The organism is Bradyrhizobium icense, from assembly GCF_001693385.1.
GTDB lineage: Bacteria > Pseudomonadota > Alphaproteobacteria > Rhizobiales > Xanthobacteraceae > Bradyrhizobium > Bradyrhizobium icense.
On the sequence record NZ_CP016428.1, the window covers coordinates 4323298 to 4339343 of the forward strand.

The window sequence follows — 16046 nt, forward strand, 5'->3', positions numbered from 1 at the left end:
CGCGATAATCACGCCACGCGCGGTACGGCATCAAAGCGCGACACCACGATGTCGCGCTTGGTCTCGTCGACCCGCACCGTCATGTCGAAGCGCCCGTCGCGAAGCTCCTTGTTGAGCACTTCGGCATTGCGATGCAGCCAACTGATTCCGGCACCGTCGGAAGCGTCGATGGAGAGGTCGAGCGTCGTGCGCGTCGCCGCCAAGCGATCCTCAATCGCGGTCAGCAACGCATCGATCCCCTCGCCCGACGCGGCGGAGACCAGGAAGCATGGCCGTTCCGGCGGACGGCGCGCGGCGATGTTGCGCAGGTTCTCGCGTTCCTCGGGATCGAAGCAATCGATCTTGTTCCAGACCTCGAGGATACGTGCACCGGCATCCGGATCGATGCCGAGCTGACGCAGCACGGCGTCAACGTCACGCTCCTGCGCCTCCGCATCTTCATGCGAGATGTCGCGAACGTGGAGAATGATATCGGCCTCCAGCACCTCTTCCAGCGTGGCTCGGAAGGCGGCCACGAGCTGCGTCGGCAGGTTGGAGATGAAGCCGACGGTATCGGAGAGCATCGCCTTGCCGCCATGCGGCAGGCTCAGCGCGCGCAAGGTTGGGTCCAGTGTCGCAAACAGCATATCGGCCGCCTGCACCTCGGCACGCGTGAGCCGGTTGAACAGCGTCGACTTGCCGGCATTGGTGTAGCCTACCAGCGCGACCACGCGATACGGCACCCGCTGCCGGCCGGCACGATGGAGCCGCCGCGTCGCCTGCACCTTCTTCAGTTCGTTTTCCAACCGCGTGATGCGGTCGCCGATCAGACGACGGTCGGCCTCGATCTGGGTTTCGCCGGGGCCGCCCATGAATCCGAAACCGCCGCGCTGGCGCTCCAGATGGGTCCAGGATCGCACCAGGCGGCTGCGTTGATAATTGAGATGCGCGAGCTCGACCTGCAGCGCACCTTCCTTGGTCTTGGCGCGACGTCCGAAGATTTCCAGGATCAGTCCGGTGCGGTCGAGCACCTTGGTGTTCCAGGCCTTCTCGAGGTTGCGCTGCTGGATCGGCGACAGCGCGCAATCCATCACCACCAGTTCAATGTCATGGCCCGCGATCAGGCCGGTGATCTCCTCGACCTTGCCCTTGCCGAGATAGGTCGCAGGCCTGATCTGGCTGACGGGCGCAATCAGCGCGTCGGCGATCGTGAGATCGATGGCGCGCGCCAGCCCCGTCGCTTCCTCGAGCCGGGCCTCGGAGTCGCGCGCAGCCTCGTTCGTCTGCGCATCGGCATCGCCGCGGCGCATACGCAAATAGGGCCCGATGACGATCACCCGCCCGCTTTGTTTGGCCCCCGCCGACCGCGGACGGTCGGCGCTCCCTTCACGGTCGAAGGGTTCCAATCAGTTCACTCTCAAGCCGGAGCATCCTCGCCGCCCTCGAACAACTGGATCGGAGCGCCGGGCATGATGGTCGAGATCGCATGCTTGTAGACTAGCTGCGAGTGACCGTCGCGCCGAAGCAGCAAGCAGAAATTGTCGAACCAGGTGACTATCCCCTGCAGCTTTACTCCGTTGACCAGAAAGATCGTCAGTGGCGTTTTTGTCTTACGAACGTGATTTAGGAAGGTGTCTTGTAGATTTTGTGCGCGGTCTGCCGCCATTGTTTTTATCCCGCCGTCTTGTGCTTCTTTTTATTAAGCCGGTTGTTGCTCTCTCACGGAGCCCGCCCCGACCTGCCGGCCTGCCCTGAGATCCCCCTCCGGCAAGTTCGGCAATGACGATTAGAGGGTACGCGCGGTTTTTAGGCAAGCCGCTTCAGGCGCCACCGGTGCGGAACCCAGTGGCCATTCTCCGCAAGTGTCCGGAAAGAGATAAATATTCCCAAGCAGATGCATGGATCGGAGAGACCCCATTGGGTTGGCCGCGCGTTCGATTCGTATCGCTTGAGCGATTCAATCAGCTTTAGCCAACGCCGAGCGCCTTCAGCTTGCGATGCAAGGCCGAACGCTCCATGCCGACGAATTCGGCCGTACGCGAAATGTTGCCCGAGAACCGGCTGATCTGCGCGATCAGGTAGTCACGCTCGAACACTTCCCGCGCCTCGCGCAGCGGCAGCCCCATGATGTGCTCGCCATTGTTGCTGGTCGGCATCGCCGGCACCATCGAGCCGACATCCTGAGGCAGCATATCGGCTGTGATGATCGCTTCCGGACCGCCACCCGCCAGAATCATCACGCGCTCGACGTTGTTACGGAGCTGTCGGACGTTGCCCGGCCAGACATGGGACTGCAATACCGCCATTGCGTCCTGGCCGATCTGCCGCTTCGGCAAGCCGGTCGCCGCCGATATCTGATCCATGAAATAGTCGATCAGTTCGGGGATGTCCTCGCGGCGTTCCGACAACGGGGGAACGCGGATCGGCACCACTGACAGTCGATGGTAGAGGTCTTCCCGGAATCGCCCTTCCGCGATCTCTTCCTCCAGGTTGCGCGCGGTCGAGGAGATGATTCGGACGTCGACATGAATCTTGGCGGTGCCGCCCGAGCGCTGAAAGGTCTGATCGACCAGCACGCGCAGGATCTTGTTCTGGGTTTCGCGCGGCATGTCGGCGATTTCGTCGATGAATAGCGTGCCGCCGTGTGCCTCTTCCAACGCGCCGGGCTTGCGCGGCTGCTCGCCGTTGGTCTGCTCGATGCCGAACAGCTCGACTTCCATCCGCTCCGGGGTGATCGCCGCGGCGTTGATGACGACGAACGGGCCCTCTGCCCGGCTCGATGCATTGTGCAGCGTGCGCGCTGCCAGCTCCTTGCCCGAACCGGAAGGGCCGACGATGAGGATACGGCTATTGGCCTTGGCCGCGCGATCGATGGTCTGGCGCAGCTGGTTCATGCAGGCTGAGCGCCCGGTCAGGACGCTGGCTGTGGGAGCCAGTTGCTTGAGTTCCTTCACTTCACGTTTGAGACGCGAGGTCTCCAGCGCCCTTGTCGCCACCAGAATCAGCCGGTCCGATTTGAACGGCTTTTCGATGAAGTCATAGGCGCCGCGCTTGATGGCCGCGACCGCGGTCTCGATGTTGCCGTGGCCGGAGATCATCACGATGGGGACGTCGGCGTGATCCTTCTTGATCTGCTCGAGCAATTGCAGGCCATCGAGCTTGGAGCCCTGCAGCCAGATATCGAGAAACACCAGATGCGGGCGGCGGTTGGCGATCTCGGCCAACGCCGAATCGCTGTCGCGCGCAGTACGGGTATTGAAACCTTCGTCTTCCAGAATGCCCGCAACGAGGTCACGAATATCGGCTTCGTCGTCGACAATCAGAATGTCACTGGCCATGGGTTACACCTGTCTTGTCATTGCGGCTTCGGTTTTTGCTTGGTCATTGGTCGCGGACGCGGCCTCATTGGTTTCGCCGGGCGGCGCTTTTGTTTGATCGCCCTGCTGTTTTTCTTCCGGAGACGGCCCCCTCGCGTCCGCTTTCGACGCATGGCCGCTGACGGCGAACCGCAACCTCATCCAGGCGCCACGCTGCCCGGGCCGGAAATCCGAGGCATCCTTGAGTTCGATGCGGCCGCCATGGTCTTCGAGCACGCGTCCGACGATGGCGAGCCCGAGCCCGGTGCCCTTCTGGCGCGTCGTCACATAGGGCTCCAGCAAACGGGCGCGGCTCACTTTTGGCAGGCCAATACCATTGTCGATCACGTCGATCACGATGTCGTCGTGTTCGCGCGCGGCGATCACGTCAATGCGGCCCCTGCCGAGTTCTTCCGGCGGGACCTGCTCGATCGCTTCAGTCGCGTTCTTGATGATGTTGGTCAGCGCCTGCGAGATCAGCCGGCGGTCGAACTGCGCCCGCATCGGATCCTGCTTGATATCGGCTTCGATATCGAGATCGGGATGGCCGACCTTCATCAGGAATACCGCCTGGCGCACGGTGTCGGCGACGTCCTCGCCTTCCATGACCGGCTTGGGCATCCGCGCAAAACGGGAGAATTCATCGACCATCCGTCTGATGTCGTCGACCTGTCGCACGATGGTATCGGTACACTGTTCGAAGATGTTCCTGTCTTCGGTGATGACCTTGCCGAATTTGCGGCGGATGCGTTCGGCCGAAAGCTGGATCGGCGTCAGCGGATTCTTGATCTCATGGGCGATGCGGCGCGCCACGTCGCCCCATGCCGAGGTACGTTGCGCGGAGACCAGATCCGTGATGTCGTCGAGCGTGATGATGTAGCTGTCGCGCGACTGGCTGGTCTGCTCGGCACTGACGCGAACCGACAGATTGCGCTCATGCCCATCGCGGGTAATCGTGATCTGGCCCTGCACCAGGCGTTGCGTGCCCTCGCGGGCCGTCTTCATCATGTCGTCGAGCTCGGGCAGCACGTCCGAAAGCGGATGGTCCAGCGTCTCGGATTCGGCATGGCCGATAAGTTTCTCGGCCGAGCGGTTCAGAATGCCGACGCTGCCGGAGGCATCGACGCCGATGATGCCGGCGCTGGCCGACGACAGCACGGCCTCGATGAATCGACGGCGGCTGTCGATCAGGTCTGAAGCGTTGACCAGTTCGTCACGCTGGGTACGCAATTCGGCCGTCATCTTGTTGAAGGTCTCGCCCAATTGTGCGAGGTCGCCTTCAGACTTGTGCACCGGCACCTGGACGTGCAGATCGCCCGTCGAAACGATGTTGGCCGCACTCATCAGGTTGCGGATCGGCGCCACCAGCCAATTGGCAAAATTCAGCCCGATCAGCACCGATGCCATCAGAATTGTGAGCGCGATCACCGCGAACATCAAAGCGAAAGCGACCTGGATGCCGAGCCGGCGGGCTTCGATCTGGGCATATTCGGCGACACTCGCTTCGGTCTGCTTGAGCTGCGCGACCACGCGAGGGTCGAGCAGCCGCGCCACGTAAAGGAACGTGTCATTGAAGGTGCGCAGCCGGATCACCGCGGCCACATAATTCGCTTCAGGGAAGACCGCGATCTGCGGTTCCTCTTCATTGACGTTGCTGAGAAAATCCTGTGGCGGCGTCGTGAATTCCCGTTTGATGCCGGTCTGAGCTTCCGCCAGGACGTTGCGATCCTTGTCGATCAGCATGGCCCCCGGCAAATTGCGGGAGGCGGCGCTGGCCGTCAGCAGTTCGCGAAACGACTGCCGGTCCTGTTCGAACAACGGCCGGGCGCGCGCAATGTCGTTGGCCATGCCCAGGATGTCGCCACGGATGAGTTGCGCGTGTTCGTAGGTGTAGGCCCGGGCGACGATCAGCGAGTTCTCCATCACCTCGCGCGTCGGGCCCGAGAACAGTCGGTCGAGGCCGCGGTCGATGGTCACGTTGGCGACGACCGCTACCAGCACCGCCGGCAAGACGGCGATGACGGAGAAAAGGCTGACAATCTGGACATGCAGCCGTGCCGCCGCCCTGCCGCGTCGCCGGGCCTGAATCACCAGCCAGACTTCGCGGATGATGATCCCGACCAGCAGCAGGATGGTTGCCGCGTTGATCAGCAGGAACGAATAGACGACCTGGCGGGTGGGCTCGATCGGCGTCAGGCCACTGAGCACCACGAAGGTCAGGAATGCCGACAGCAGCGCGATCCCGACCGCAAACGGAGCCACCCACTTCCGCAGGATTCCCCCTGTGGATTCGGTATGCGACGGGTCGAACGGTGGTGCCGAGGTCTCTGCGGTGGTCATTCCGGCAATCGGTGAGCTGAAAGGCTGTTGCCCGCCTTCCGCGGACTGATGCATTCATATCACAATGTTGCCGAAATGCGGCATCACTAAGATGCTCGTGTTATCAACAGCTTACGAGTATTCTTTTCAGGTAAGTGGTAAAATTACCAAAACGCCGAATCACGAATGCGGTCCTCGCGAAGCCATTAGCCGCAACGCGACGGGCAACCATCGGGGAAGCTGCCATCGGCAAGCTTTGTCGCAGAATCGGACAAGGCATGGGGGATTCGGGAAAGACGCCCAAGCTGTCCTGGGCCAGAAACGTGCACCAACGTTCGAACCCGAGGTCCCATCCTGCCCAAGTTCCCGCGCGGCCCTGCCAGCCCCGCATCCATCGTCGCCGCTATGAAGAGGGTTGCCGGTCTTCCGCCAAAGGCACGTGCCAGCTTTGCCAGAGGTCGATGTGTTCGCGGCACCTATGCCCCATCCGATCAGGCAAAGGAGATCACGAAATCCTGCAGCTTCACCAAGCCATCGCGCGTGCTGGCGCGTTTCTCGGTGGAAGGCGGCCTCGACACCAACGACACGTTGCTGCGCGGCTTCAGCTTCCGGCTCGGTAGCGATCGCCAGCGCTCAGAAGTTTGCACACAGAGCGCCCCGGTTCATTTCGCGAGGACGCTTGACCAGATGTTGGCCTTCCTCCGAGCGCGCATTCCAGGATCCGACGGTAAGCCGGACGTGGAAAAGGTCGAGGCATTCTCACTTGCCAATCCCGAGACACTGCATCAGGCAAGCTACATGGCCGCGCATCCGCCGCCCGCGAGCTTTGCTTGCACAACCTATTGGGGCGTGCACGCTTTTCCCGCGACGAATTCAAAGGGCGAGACCAGGTTCATCAAGTTCAAGGTCACGCCAGTTGGCGAACAGGCGACCGAGCCCAAGGTCAAGGTAAAGCCTGCCGAGTTGCTGCACGACGACCTCGAAACCCGGATCGCGGCTCGCGATATCAGGTTCAGCGTAATGGCGCTGCTGGATCGTCCCGGTGACCCCGTCATGGACGTGACCGTCCGATGGCCCGATGAGGACGGACGCGAGGCGGTCCGGCTGGGAACGATCGTGATCACCGGTATTGAAGCAAGCGATGCGTGCGACGAGCCCGTCTTCAATCCGGCAACTCTGGCCGAAGGCATCGGTCATCCGCCGGACGAGATGTTTGCGGCCCGCCGCGCCGCCTACACTATCTCACAGACAAGGCGTCGCTGAGCGGACGAGGCTGCTGCCGTGCTCCGATCACGTTTCACTTTCCGGCGCGCCCTGCATTTCGCGACGCCACACTCCCGGGCTGACGCCGATCACGGAGGTAAACACCCGCGTAAAGTGGCTCTGATTGGCGAACCCCGCCGCCACCGCAATTTCCGCCAGCGGCAGGTCGCGAACGGTCATAAGCTGCCTGGCCGCCTTCACGCGCTGGCGAAGCAGCCACTGGTGTGGCGGCAGGCCGGTGGAGATGCGAAAGGCGCGCGAGAAGTGGCTGACAGAGAGATCGAATTCTGCCGCGATCTGTTGCAACGAAAGTGTCCCGCCGAGGTCGGCCTCCAGTCTTTCACACGCGCGCTTGACCTGCCAGGGCGCAAGGCCGCCGCGGGCCAGTTCGGTATTGCGCCGCAGTCCGCCATAGGTCTGAGCAACGTGCGCGGTGAGCGCGAGCATCATGTGATCGATGAAAAGCTGGTTGGCCTCGGACGGCCGCCGCAATCCTTCCAGGAACGAGGCGCCGATATGACGGACGACCGTGTCGTCGTGGCCGACGCCGAGCTCACACGCAAGATCGCCAATGCGCGGTGCGCCTGACTGTTCAGCGATGCCGTCGAGTGCCGAGCGTGGAAGATGGAAGAACAGCGAATGAAATGGCTTGTCGATCACATAGCGCGGATCGCACTTGAGATCGTACAGATAGGTTGCGCCGGCCCGGACATCCCTCTTCATGATGCACTTGCCGCGCTCCCAAAGCTCGCAGTCCGGATAATCGTGAAGCTTCAGGCTGACGAGAAAGGCGTCCTCCGGTGTCAGCGCGCCGGAAAGGCCGGGTATCGGATTATCATCGCGCGTTTCGGTGACCGCTAGTTCAACGCCGCGCAGCGAACGTGTGACCAGCGACGGCGGCGCATCTTTCAGGTGCAGGAATCGCCCGAGCCTCGCTCCGAAGGCGCCCGCCTGTGCCATATGCGTTATCTCGCTTTTGAAGTTGGAAGGGCTGGTCATCGCGCGTCAGCGAAATGAATGCATAGTATCTGCTTTCCGAGCGCGGCCGTCTACTCTGTTTGGCCGAGGCCGCCATCTCATCAGTTTTGTGACACAAGGCGTGGCAGCTTGCTTTGGAACGGCAGCGCTGTTGTCCGTTTGCAACACAAGCACACGCAGTGGTAGCAGCCCCTTCCCTCATGCGATGGCAGAGGCCGCCCCCTGCGCAACCGCTGAGCGACTTTGGTCACAAACGCTTGATGACCGCTTGCAGCAAGATCAGGCAAAGCACCGCCGCTTTGGGAAAGACCCTGCAGTTCTGCGCGCCTAGAACGCGCACCGAGCTCTCGACGCTTGGCGGCATCAGTACGGGCAGACAGGAAGCAACAGCTTCGCGTCAGCACGGCGAGTCAGGCCTGGCGGCGCGAGCGAAAGGCCCCCTTCAAGCGAGCAACTGCCATGAGCAAGCCAATCCTGCGCAATTCTTCGCAAGTGAATTCCCACACCGCGTCGGATGCGGATGCTTCGCCGAGCGCCGAGTCCCGTGCTGCCGATGCGGAGATGGCACGCGTGCTCCACACCAAACCACTCCGCATGGCCTTGGACACCTCCGGGGCCGGGATTGCCCACTGGAAGCACGACCCATTGCACGACGTCGTCGAACCCATGACCCACCACGTTATCATGGCTTACAATGGCTCGGTTCAGCGCATGGAGCGGCGGTCAGGAAGATCGGTTGCCATTGGAACGTTTCGTCCCGGGGTTCTGATAATCATTCCGGAAGGATCAAGCTCCCGATGGGATATTCCGAAACCTGTTGATGTCGTACAGCTCTATCTTCCTCACACAACGCTGAAGCGGGTTGCCAACGAAGCCTACATCGCCGCATCGACCAATCTCGTGGAGCGAACGGCGCATCCCGACCCCATTACATCCCGATTGCTCCTGAGCGCCTCGGATGTCCTGGAGGGCAATGAGGCCTTGGATACGCTCTTCAGGCAGCAACTGACGGACCTCCTGGCCACGCGTCTGCTGGCTGCGCACACCGGCGCGCCAACCACGATCCAGCCGGTCATGGGCGGATTGTCGCCGAGGGTGCTCGGCCGCGCTATCGAGCGTTTGCGTTCGGATGCCGACGCGGATGTCTCGCTCGCGGCGCTCGCTTCCGATGCTGGCTTGTCGCGCTTCCATTTCTGCCGCGCCTTCAGGGAAAGTACGGGGCTTTCGCCGCATGCCTGGCTACGCCAGCACCAACTCGAGCAGGCCATGAACATGCTGCGGGACACGGACGCGTCGGTCGCCTCGGTCGCAGCCGCGCTTGGCTATTCCTCCCAGACCGCCTTCGCTGCGGCGTTCAGGAAGCTGACCGGAGAGACACCGAGCGATTGGCGGCGACGCATTCGGTAACAGCAATCGCTCTACAGGTACGGCAATCGCTCTGGGGCAGTCGCAAAGCTAATTCGCTAAATCAACGTTACGCCCAACGCCAACACCGGATGGAGACAAACGATGGCCTGGATGAACGTCGTTAACCCCTTTGCAATCGCACCGCGGCGGAGAGTCGTCGCGACCGCACTCATGTACGGACTTTCGTTGAGCGTTCGCTTCACCTCGGCAGCGGGCGAGGAAACGGAAGTTCCGGCACATGCCGTCCAAACCGCCAACCCTGTCAGTTCCATCATCTTCTACAAGGACTGGCCCGCGAAGCCCGCTCCGTTGATGGCCTTTCAACGCGGCTCGCTCTTGGGATCCGGAGGCTGCCGAGCGGCATGTGAACGCCCCATGCCAATGTCGCTCATGCTGGACTGCCCCGCACCGTAACGGCCGGGATTCGTTTCACATCATCTTAGGCGTCATCGATGGCAAGAGGTTTACCGCCAATGCAGAGCGGCGGCGATGACGCGCGTACGTCCGAGAGAATCTAACCAGAGGAGAAAACTATGCGACTTGTCATCCTAGGCGCCGGCTTCGCCGGCATGTATGCCGCCCTTTCCGCTGCCCGCCTGCGCGACATCCAGGGCGTTTCGCCTGACGAGCTCGAGATCGCACTCGTTGCACCAGAGCCGACGCTGGTCGTCCGCCCGCGGCTCTACGAACCGAAGCCCGAAACCCTGACGGCGCCTCTGCTGCACGTGCTCAAGGCCATCGACGTCGTCTACGTGCAAGGCAGCGCCGAGACGATCGACACCAAGTCCCGCATGGTGCAGATCGCAACGGCCAAAGGCACGCGAAAGACGCTCTCCTACGACCGCCTGGTCGTCGCCACCGGCAGCCGGCTGTTCCGTCCGAATATTCCGGGCCTCGCCGAGCACGGCTTCAGCGTCGACCAGCTCGATGACGCGATCGCGCTCGATAAGCATCTGCATGCCCTCGCCGACCGGCCGGCAATGAATGGGCGCGACACGGTTGTCGTCGCCGGCGGCGGCTTCACCGGCATCGAGGCGGCAACCGAAATGCCGGCGCGGCTGCGCGAGATCCTCGGCAAGAAAGCCAAGCCGCGCGTCATCATCGTCGACCGCAACCCCGCGATCGCTCCCGATATGGGCGAAGGCCCCCGTCCTGTCATCGAGGACGCGCTGCGCAAGCTCGGCGTTGAGACCCGGCTCGGTGCCGGCGTCGCGTCGCTCGACAAATCCGGCGTCACGCTTTCCGATGGCGAACGCATTGAAGCCGAGACCGTGATCTGGGCGGCGGGCATTCGTGCCGCCCCGTTGACCCAGCAGATTCCCGCCGAGCGCGACAATTTCGGCCGGCTGCTTGTCGACCGGGATTTGCGCGTGCCGTCGGTGGATGGCGTCTTTGCCACCGGTGACGCCGCTCGCGCAGCATGTGACGATATCGGCAACTACGCGCTGATGTCGTGCCAGCACGCCACGCGGATGGGTGCCTTTGCCGGCAACAACGCTGCGGCAGAACTGTTGGGCGTTCCGACCAAGCCCTACCACCAGAAGGGCTACGTCACCTGCCTGGATCTCGGCGAGGCCGGTGCGCTGTTCACGACCGGCTGGGAGCGCAAGGTGGCGATGGTCGGCGACGTCGGCAAGAAGACCAAGCAGGAAATCAACACTGTCTGGATCTATCCGCCGCGTGCCGAGCGCGCTGCCGCGCTGGCCTCTGCCGATCCGGAGCGTGTGACTGACGTGAGTGGCTTCTTTTAGATCCTTCACGCGAAACGGGCCGCGCTTCTCGCTGGCTGCGCGGCCTGCTCAACCGAGACCAGCCAGTAATCTTGAACATGAAACAGGAGACGAACATGGACGTAGACACGAGCCTAGCCAACACCTCACATCCCGGTGGACCGGGGTCCAACGAATTGGTTCCATCGCGCTACGCGGTGCAGGTCGGCGACATTGACGTGCTGGTGGTCAGCGATGGCGTGCTACCGCTCCCAACGGCAATGTTGGCACACAACATCGATCCGGCCGTCCGGGCGACCTGGCTGAAAGACATGTTCCTGCCGCCGGACGCTTACGATTGGGCGCTGAACGTGGTCGTGGTGCGTAGCGGCGACCGGACCATACTCGTCGATGCTGGGCTTGGTCTCGACCCGGACTTGCACTTGCCGCGCGCCGGGCAATTGATCAAGCGACTGGAGGCCGCCGGCATCGATCTTGCGTCCGTGACCGACGTGGTGCTGACCCACATGCACATGGACCACATTGGCGGGCTGCTCGTCGAAGGGGTCAAGGAACGGCTACGTCCGGACCTGCGGATCCACGTGGCGGCCGCCGAGGTCAAGTTCTGGGAGGCGCCCGATTTCTCCCACGTCTCCATGCCGCCGGGGTTTCCGGACGCGCTTCGATCGACCGCCAAGCGGTTCGTGAAAGAGTACCGCAGCCAGCTGCGGCCGTTCGAGGAGGAGTACGAGGTGGCACCGGGAGTGGTCGTTACTCGCACCGGCGGCCACACCCCCGGGCACAGCGTGGTCCGCGTGGCGTCCGGCGGCGACCGGCTGACGTTCGCCGGAGACCTCGTGTTCGCGGTCGGGTTCGAGCACCCCGAGTGGTACAACGGCTTCGAACACGACCCCGAGGAGTCGGCCCGCGTTCGTATCAGTCTTTTGCGGGAATTGGCTGAGACCGGTGGGCTGCTGGTGGCCACTCACCTGCCGTTCCCATCCGTCGGCCATGTGGCAGTCGACGGCGACGCCTTTCGCTGGGTGCCGGTCTTCTGGGACTACTGACCGCACGAACGAGAGGCGCCTCGTAAGCGCTTCATTCGATACGGGCCGCGTTACCAGCGCCGGAGCGCGGCCCGCTCACCCAAAATCCTTTTGGAGCTCGACCTCGATGAAACACGAGACCGTGCGCGCCTCGCAGCTCAACGGCTGCGTCTTCTGCGTGAACATGCATGTCAAGGAAGCCACCCTCCACGGCGAGTGCGCGCTCCCGCTGATGACCCGGGCGCTACCTGAGTGTCCGCGCAAAGATGCTGCTGGCTTCACCGACCAAACCACTCCGCACGGCGATCACGCTTCGAAGCCGCGCGATGGGAGGGTGTGATGAACGTCGTTGTCTTTGGTCCAACAGGGTCGACAGGACGGCTCGTCGTTGAGTCCGCCTTGTCCGCGGGTCACGTCGTCACTGCCTTTGTCCGTGACCCAAAGCGCATGCCCTTGACGCATCCGAATCTCAGGATCGTCAAGGGCGATGCAATGGATGCAGCCTCGGTGGCATCTGCGGTCCAAGGTGCGGATGCGGTGATCTGCACGTTGGGGATGGTACCTCAGGCTAAAGAAGATTTGGGTCGACGCCAGCCCGGTGTCCCGGTTTGCTCGGTGGGAACCAAGAACATTCTGGCCGCCATGCCTCTAGGCCGACTCATCGTTGAGAGTTCGGTGAGTGTCGGTGAGAGCTACCACACCGGGAGTTTCGGCGCAGGCTTCATGGTCAAGCTCGCACTAAAGGAGGTGATGGCAGACAAGGAGGAGCAGGAGGCAGCTATTCGGGAGAGTGACTGCGATTGGACGATCGTTCGACCGGCGACGCTGACATTCAAGCGTGCTCGCGGAAACCTGAAGGCCGGGACCGATCTGCGCTGGAATATCACCTCAACAGCCACCCGCGCGGACGTGGCCGAGTATATGGTCAAGATCCTCGATGACCCGGCGACATACAAGAAGGCCATAACGGTGCGCAACTAGGTTTGGCGGCGAACTGCGGTGAAACCGCAATTTCCGTCGATTCCGGCTGGACCGCACGGTAACGCGAGTGAATGGGCGTTGGTGTCAGCGACAATAACCGCTTTAGGAGGGCGTTATGGCGCATCTCAACAAGAAAAAGATGATCGGCTTACTACTGTGCCTCGGCGCGGTCGTGGTCGTGGCTGGCGGATGGGTCTATGCCCACTCAAACGAGACCTTCACCGACAACGCCTATATTCGCGGGGACATGACCTCGCTCGCGCCAAAGGTTGCAGGCTATGTCACGGCCGTGGAGGTTCAGGATAACCAGGCCGTTCGTGCAGGCGACGTCCTATTCCGGATCGACGATCGGGACTACCGCGCACGCCTTGCGCAAGCCGAGGCCAATGTCGAAGCCGCCCAAGCCCGCCTCCGCAATGTCGATGCGGAGACCCAACTCCAGCACGCCCTGATACGGCAGGCCGAAGCTCAAAGACTTGCGAGCGTGGCCGAGATGAATCTGGCTCGCAAGGCCTCCGATCGCCGCCGTGAGCTGATCCGCACCAACGCCGTCAGCCAGGCACAGGTCGATGAAAGCGATGCGGCGCTATCGAGAACCGAGGCGGGCGTGTCGGCGGCGTCGGCAACTGTGGAGGCCCAGCGGCAACGCATCGCCGTCCTTGCCAGCCAGCGCGAAGCTGCGGTTGCTGCCGTGGCGCAGGCGCACGCCGCTCGCGATCTCGCCCAGGTCGATCTCGACCACACCGTGGTGCATGCGCCGGTCGACGGCGTCGTCGGCAATCGCCAGGTCCGCGTCGGCCGGCTTGTTGCGCCGGGTACCTCCTTGCTCGACATCGTTCCGGTCAAGGACGTGTGGGTGGTCGCGAACTTCAAGGAAAGCCAGATCGAACATATCCGACCCGGACAGCGCGCACGCATCACCGTGGACGGCTATCCGAACCAGACGATTGAGGGCGTGGTGGACAGCTTTGCGCCCGGCAGCGGGTCTGCGTTCACCCTGCTCCCGACTGACAATGCGACGGGGAACTTCATTCGTGTCGTTCAACGCGTGCCTGTGAAAATCCGCTTCGCCAGAAATCCATTGCCCGGCCGCGTCGTGCCCGGCCTGTCCGCGCGTGTCGAGATAGATCGAGAAAGCGGCACATGACCGTGATCGCCGACGACACACCAAGCTATGACAGGCGCGCGGCAGGAAGTATTCTTGTCGCAGGCATCGTGCTCGCCACTCTGACGGAGGCGATCGCAAGCACCGTCCTGTCGCTCGGACGCAGCGACATCATTGGCGACACCCATGCGACTCCCGACGAGTTCGCCTGGCTGGACATCGGATACACTGCAACGAAGCTGATCGGGTTCATGGCCACGTCCTGGCTCATGACGCGCACCAGTCCGCGCCGCCTGATCATCGGTTCGACGCTGGTCATGGGCACGGCCTGCGCCATCGCCGCCATCACAGATCGGTTGGACCTGCTGGTCGCACTCCGCATGATACAGGGCTTCTCCGGCGGCGTTTTGCTTGTCGCCGGGCAGTCGATCATTTTTCTCGCCTATCCGCGATCCTGCCAGCCGATCCTGCAGGCGCTGTTTGCGATGGGATCCGTCGTCGCTCCTGCGACCATTGCCCCGGCACTGCAGGGATGGTTGATCGACAGCCAGTCGTGGGCATGGATTTTCTTCGGCGTTGTTCCGGTGGCCCTCGCCGCCATCGGACTTCTGTTGATAACGGAGGGCCCGAGGCAGTTTACGACCGCGCGATTTCCGTGCGACTGGGTTGGCTTCTTGCTGATCTCAGTCGCATTTTTCTGCCTCACCTATGTCTTGAATCAGGGCAGCCGATGGCGATGGTTCGAGGAACCTCGCATCGTGTGGCTGACCCTGATCGGCGCAGCCGCTCTGCTGGCGTTTCTCGGCCAACAGATGATGGCAAAAAGGCAAGGCCTTCTCGATCTCACGCTGTTCCGGTCGAGCGATTTTTCCTTCGCTTTCATCGTCAGCTTCGTTGCCGGTGCCGCGTTGTTCGGGAGCGCGTTCCTGATCCCGTCATTTGCCGTGTCCGTCCTCGGGTTCACGCCTACCGATGCCGGCCAGCTCTTGTTGCCAAGCGGCGCGCTTTTCGTCGGCTCGCTCCTCATTGCTGCCTTTCTCATGCAGGTCAGAGGCGTTCCCCCTATCGCCACGGTGCCGTTCGGAATCCTGATGATCATGGCCGCGATGTGGATGCTGTCCGGCTCGACCAGCGAAAGTGGCGCCGACGACATGATGGCCGCCATCCTGCTACGCGGATTTGGACTTGGCTTCCTCTTCCTGTCGATCACCCTTATCGCTTTCAGCGACCTCAACAACCGCAATCGAGCGTCCGGCATCGGTCTTTTCAACGCGGGGCGCCAACTTGGTGGTCTCATGGGAGTCGCCGGGCTCCAGACAATGATCGACCACAATGTCACTGCCAATGCCACGGTGCTCGGCGCCAGTGTCACCGCAGGCCTTCCTGCGGTCAGCGAGCGGCTGACGACGATGAGTGCCATGCTCGCGGCACGAGGGATGGACAGCGTGGCCGCCGGCCGGGCTGCGATGGGTCTGTTGGGTCGAGCCCTCACTGGTCAATCCACGGTGATCGCTTTCGACACCGCGTTCGCTGCAGTCGCTCTTCTTTTCGTCATCGCTGCGCCCGTGCTGGTGACCATCAAGATCGCGTTCGCCCTGCAAGCGAAGATGCGCGTAGCGCAGTTACCTCAGACAGAGGAGCCGTACATGAGACAACCCACGCCAAATCCCGTTCGACAAGACAATGCTGCATCGAAGCCAGGCGCTCGCACGGACATCGTGCTGGCGATCAGCGAGGCTCTCGCTGATCCGAGTGGCACGCCTGCTGATCTCAATAGTATCTTGGATCGAAGTGGATACTCGAGGAAGGATGTTCTATCGGCGTTCGAGAGCATCGACGATCTCATCGTCGCGATCGCCGAACATAAAGCCTTCCTCATATCTCAGCCATTGGTAAGGAGAGC

Annotated in this window: 13 protein-coding genes and 1 pseudogene; 9 read left to right on the plus strand and 5 right to left on the minus strand. The window is 62.3% G+C overall.

Annotation, left to right across the window (positions count from 1 at the left end):
• Positions 1 to 8: 8 nt before the first annotated feature.
• The 4 genes from hflX to LMTR13_RS20415 all read right to left on the minus strand — a co-directional run bounded on the left by hflX (position 9) and on the right by LMTR13_RS20415 (position 5675).
• Positions 9 to 1385 carry a GTPase HflX gene (gene hflX / locus LMTR13_RS20400; protein ID WP_065729391.1) on the minus strand — a complete coding sequence of 459 codons (1377 nt, stop codon included), beginning with the start codon at positions 1383 to 1385 and terminating at the stop codon, positions 9 to 11.
• A gap of 11 nt (positions 1386 to 1396) precedes the next feature.
• Positions 1397 to 1645 carry an RNA chaperone Hfq gene (gene hfq / locus LMTR13_RS20405; RefSeq protein ID WP_006020546.1) on the minus strand — a complete coding sequence of 83 codons (249 nt, stop codon included), beginning with the start codon at positions 1643 to 1645 and terminating at the stop codon, positions 1397 to 1399.
• Between the two features lie 301 nt (positions 1646 to 1946).
• Positions 1947 to 3317 carry a nitrogen assimilation response regulator NtrX gene (gene ntrX / locus LMTR13_RS20410; RefSeq protein ID WP_065729392.1) on the minus strand — a complete coding sequence of 457 codons (1371 nt, stop codon included), beginning with the start codon at positions 3315 to 3317 and terminating at the stop codon, positions 1947 to 1949.
• Between the two features lie 3 nt (positions 3318 to 3320).
• A complete protein-coding gene (locus LMTR13_RS20415; protein WP_065732838.1) occupies positions 3321 to 5675 on the minus strand; it encodes a sensor histidine kinase NtrY-like in 2355 nt (784 codons plus the stop codon).
• A gap of 384 nt (positions 5676 to 6059) precedes the next feature.
• On the opposite strand from LMTR13_RS20415, the gene LMTR13_RS20420 reads away from it, so the two are divergent.
• The gene (locus tag LMTR13_RS20420) at positions 6060 to 6917 is read left to right on the plus strand and encodes a catalase (RefSeq protein WP_083219102.1); all 858 of its coding nucleotides are present in this window, start codon (positions 6060 to 6062) and stop codon (positions 6915 to 6917) included.
• A 27-nt stretch (positions 6918 to 6944) separates the two neighbouring features.
• Here LMTR13_RS20420 and LMTR13_RS20425 read toward each other — a convergent pair whose 3' ends face one another.
• On the minus strand, positions 6945 to 7877 hold the full coding sequence (locus LMTR13_RS20425; RefSeq protein WP_065732839.1) for an AraC family transcriptional regulator: 933 nt from the start codon (positions 7875 to 7877) through the stop codon (positions 6945 to 6947).
• 477 nt (positions 7878 to 8354) lie between these two features.
• Here LMTR13_RS20425 and LMTR13_RS20430 point away from each other — a divergent pair, with 477 nt between their 5' ends.
• The 8 genes and pseudogenes from LMTR13_RS20430 to LMTR13_RS20465 form a co-directional block, all read left to right on the plus strand.
• Positions 8355 to 9302 (plus strand): helix-turn-helix transcriptional regulator, encoded by a 948-nt coding sequence (locus LMTR13_RS20430; RefSeq protein WP_065729394.1) that lies wholly within the window; start codon positions 8355 to 8357, stop codon positions 9300 to 9302.
• 102 nt (positions 9303 to 9404) lie between these two features.
• On the plus strand, positions 9405 to 9716 hold the full coding sequence (locus LMTR13_RS20435) for a hypothetical protein (RefSeq protein ID WP_065729395.1): 312 nt from the start codon (positions 9405 to 9407) through the stop codon (positions 9714 to 9716).
• A 119-nt stretch (positions 9717 to 9835) separates the two neighbouring features.
• Positions 9836 to 11053: an NAD(P)/FAD-dependent oxidoreductase gene (locus LMTR13_RS20440; protein ID WP_065729396.1), complete on the plus strand. Its 1218-nt coding sequence runs from the start codon at positions 9836 to 9838 to the stop codon at positions 11051 to 11053.
• A gap of 95 nt (positions 11054 to 11148) precedes the next feature.
• Entirely contained in the window at positions 11149 to 12078 is a 930-nt protein-coding gene (locus tag LMTR13_RS20445) for an MBL fold metallo-hydrolase (protein ID WP_418219707.1), read from the plus strand.
• Positions 12079 to 12184: 106 nt separating this feature from the next.
• Positions 12185 to 12397, plus strand: a complete 213-nt coding sequence (locus LMTR13_RS20450) for a carboxymuconolactone decarboxylase family protein (protein WP_065729398.1) — start codon at positions 12185 to 12187, stop codon at positions 12395 to 12397.
• Complete coding sequence (locus LMTR13_RS20455; protein WP_065729399.1) at positions 12397 to 13038, plus strand: NAD(P)-dependent oxidoreductase; 642 nt, start codon at positions 12397 to 12399, stop codon at positions 13036 to 13038. Before LMTR13_RS20450 ends, LMTR13_RS20455 begins: the two co-directional genes overlap by 1 nt.
• A 115-nt stretch (positions 13039 to 13153) precedes the next feature.
• Positions 13154 to 14185: an HlyD family secretion protein gene (locus tag LMTR13_RS20460; RefSeq protein ID WP_065729400.1), complete on the plus strand. Its 1032-nt coding sequence runs from the start codon at positions 13154 to 13156 to the stop codon at positions 14183 to 14185.
• A pseudogene (locus tag LMTR13_RS20465) lies at positions 14182 to 15756 on the plus strand (DHA2 family efflux MFS transporter permease subunit); the annotation flags it as partial. The gene LMTR13_RS20460 and the pseudogene LMTR13_RS20465, both read left to right, overlap by 4 nt.
• Between the last annotated feature and the right edge of the window lie 290 nt (positions 15757 to 16046).

What these genes read in the sequence shown, in the direction of transcription:
- LMTR13_RS20425 (WP_065732839.1), bottom strand. Translation starts at nt 7,877, where the DNA reads ATGGCACAGGCGGGCGCCTTCGGAGCGAGGCTCGGGCGATTCCTGCAC.
- LMTR13_RS20445 (WP_418219707.1), top strand. Translation starts at nt 11,149, where the DNA reads ATGGACGTAGACACGAGCCTAGCCAACACCTCACATCCCGGTGGACCG.
- LMTR13_RS20415 (WP_065732838.1), bottom strand. Translation starts at nt 5,675, where the DNA reads ATGACCACCGCAGAGACCTCGGCACCACCGTTCGACCCGTCGCATACC.
- hfq (WP_006020546.1), bottom strand. Translation starts at nt 1,645, where the DNA reads ATGGCGGCAGACCGCGCACAAAATCTACAAGACACCTTCCTAAATCAC.
- LMTR13_RS20420 (WP_083219102.1), top strand. Translation starts at nt 6,060, where the DNA reads ATGAAGAGGGTTGCCGGTCTTCCGCCAAAGGCACGTGCCAGCTTTGCC.
- LMTR13_RS20450 (WP_065729398.1), top strand. Translation starts at nt 12,185, where the DNA reads ATGAAACACGAGACCGTGCGCGCCTCGCAGCTCAACGGCTGCGTCTTC.
- LMTR13_RS20440 (WP_065729396.1), top strand. Translation starts at nt 9,836, where the DNA reads ATGCGACTTGTCATCCTAGGCGCCGGCTTCGCCGGCATGTATGCCGCC.
- LMTR13_RS20430 (WP_065729394.1), top strand. Translation starts at nt 8,355, where the DNA reads ATGAGCAAGCCAATCCTGCGCAATTCTTCGCAAGTGAATTCCCACACC.
- LMTR13_RS20455 (WP_065729399.1), top strand. Translation starts at nt 12,397, where the DNA reads ATGAACGTCGTTGTCTTTGGTCCAACAGGGTCGACAGGACGGCTCGTC.
- LMTR13_RS20435 (WP_065729395.1), top strand. Translation starts at nt 9,405, where the DNA reads ATGGCCTGGATGAACGTCGTTAACCCCTTTGCAATCGCACCGCGGCGG.
- LMTR13_RS20460 (WP_065729400.1), top strand. Translation starts at nt 13,154, where the DNA reads ATGGCGCATCTCAACAAGAAAAAGATGATCGGCTTACTACTGTGCCTC.
- ntrX (WP_065729392.1), bottom strand. Translation starts at nt 3,317, where the DNA reads ATGGCCAGTGACATTCTGATTGTCGACGACGAAGCCGATATTCGTGAC.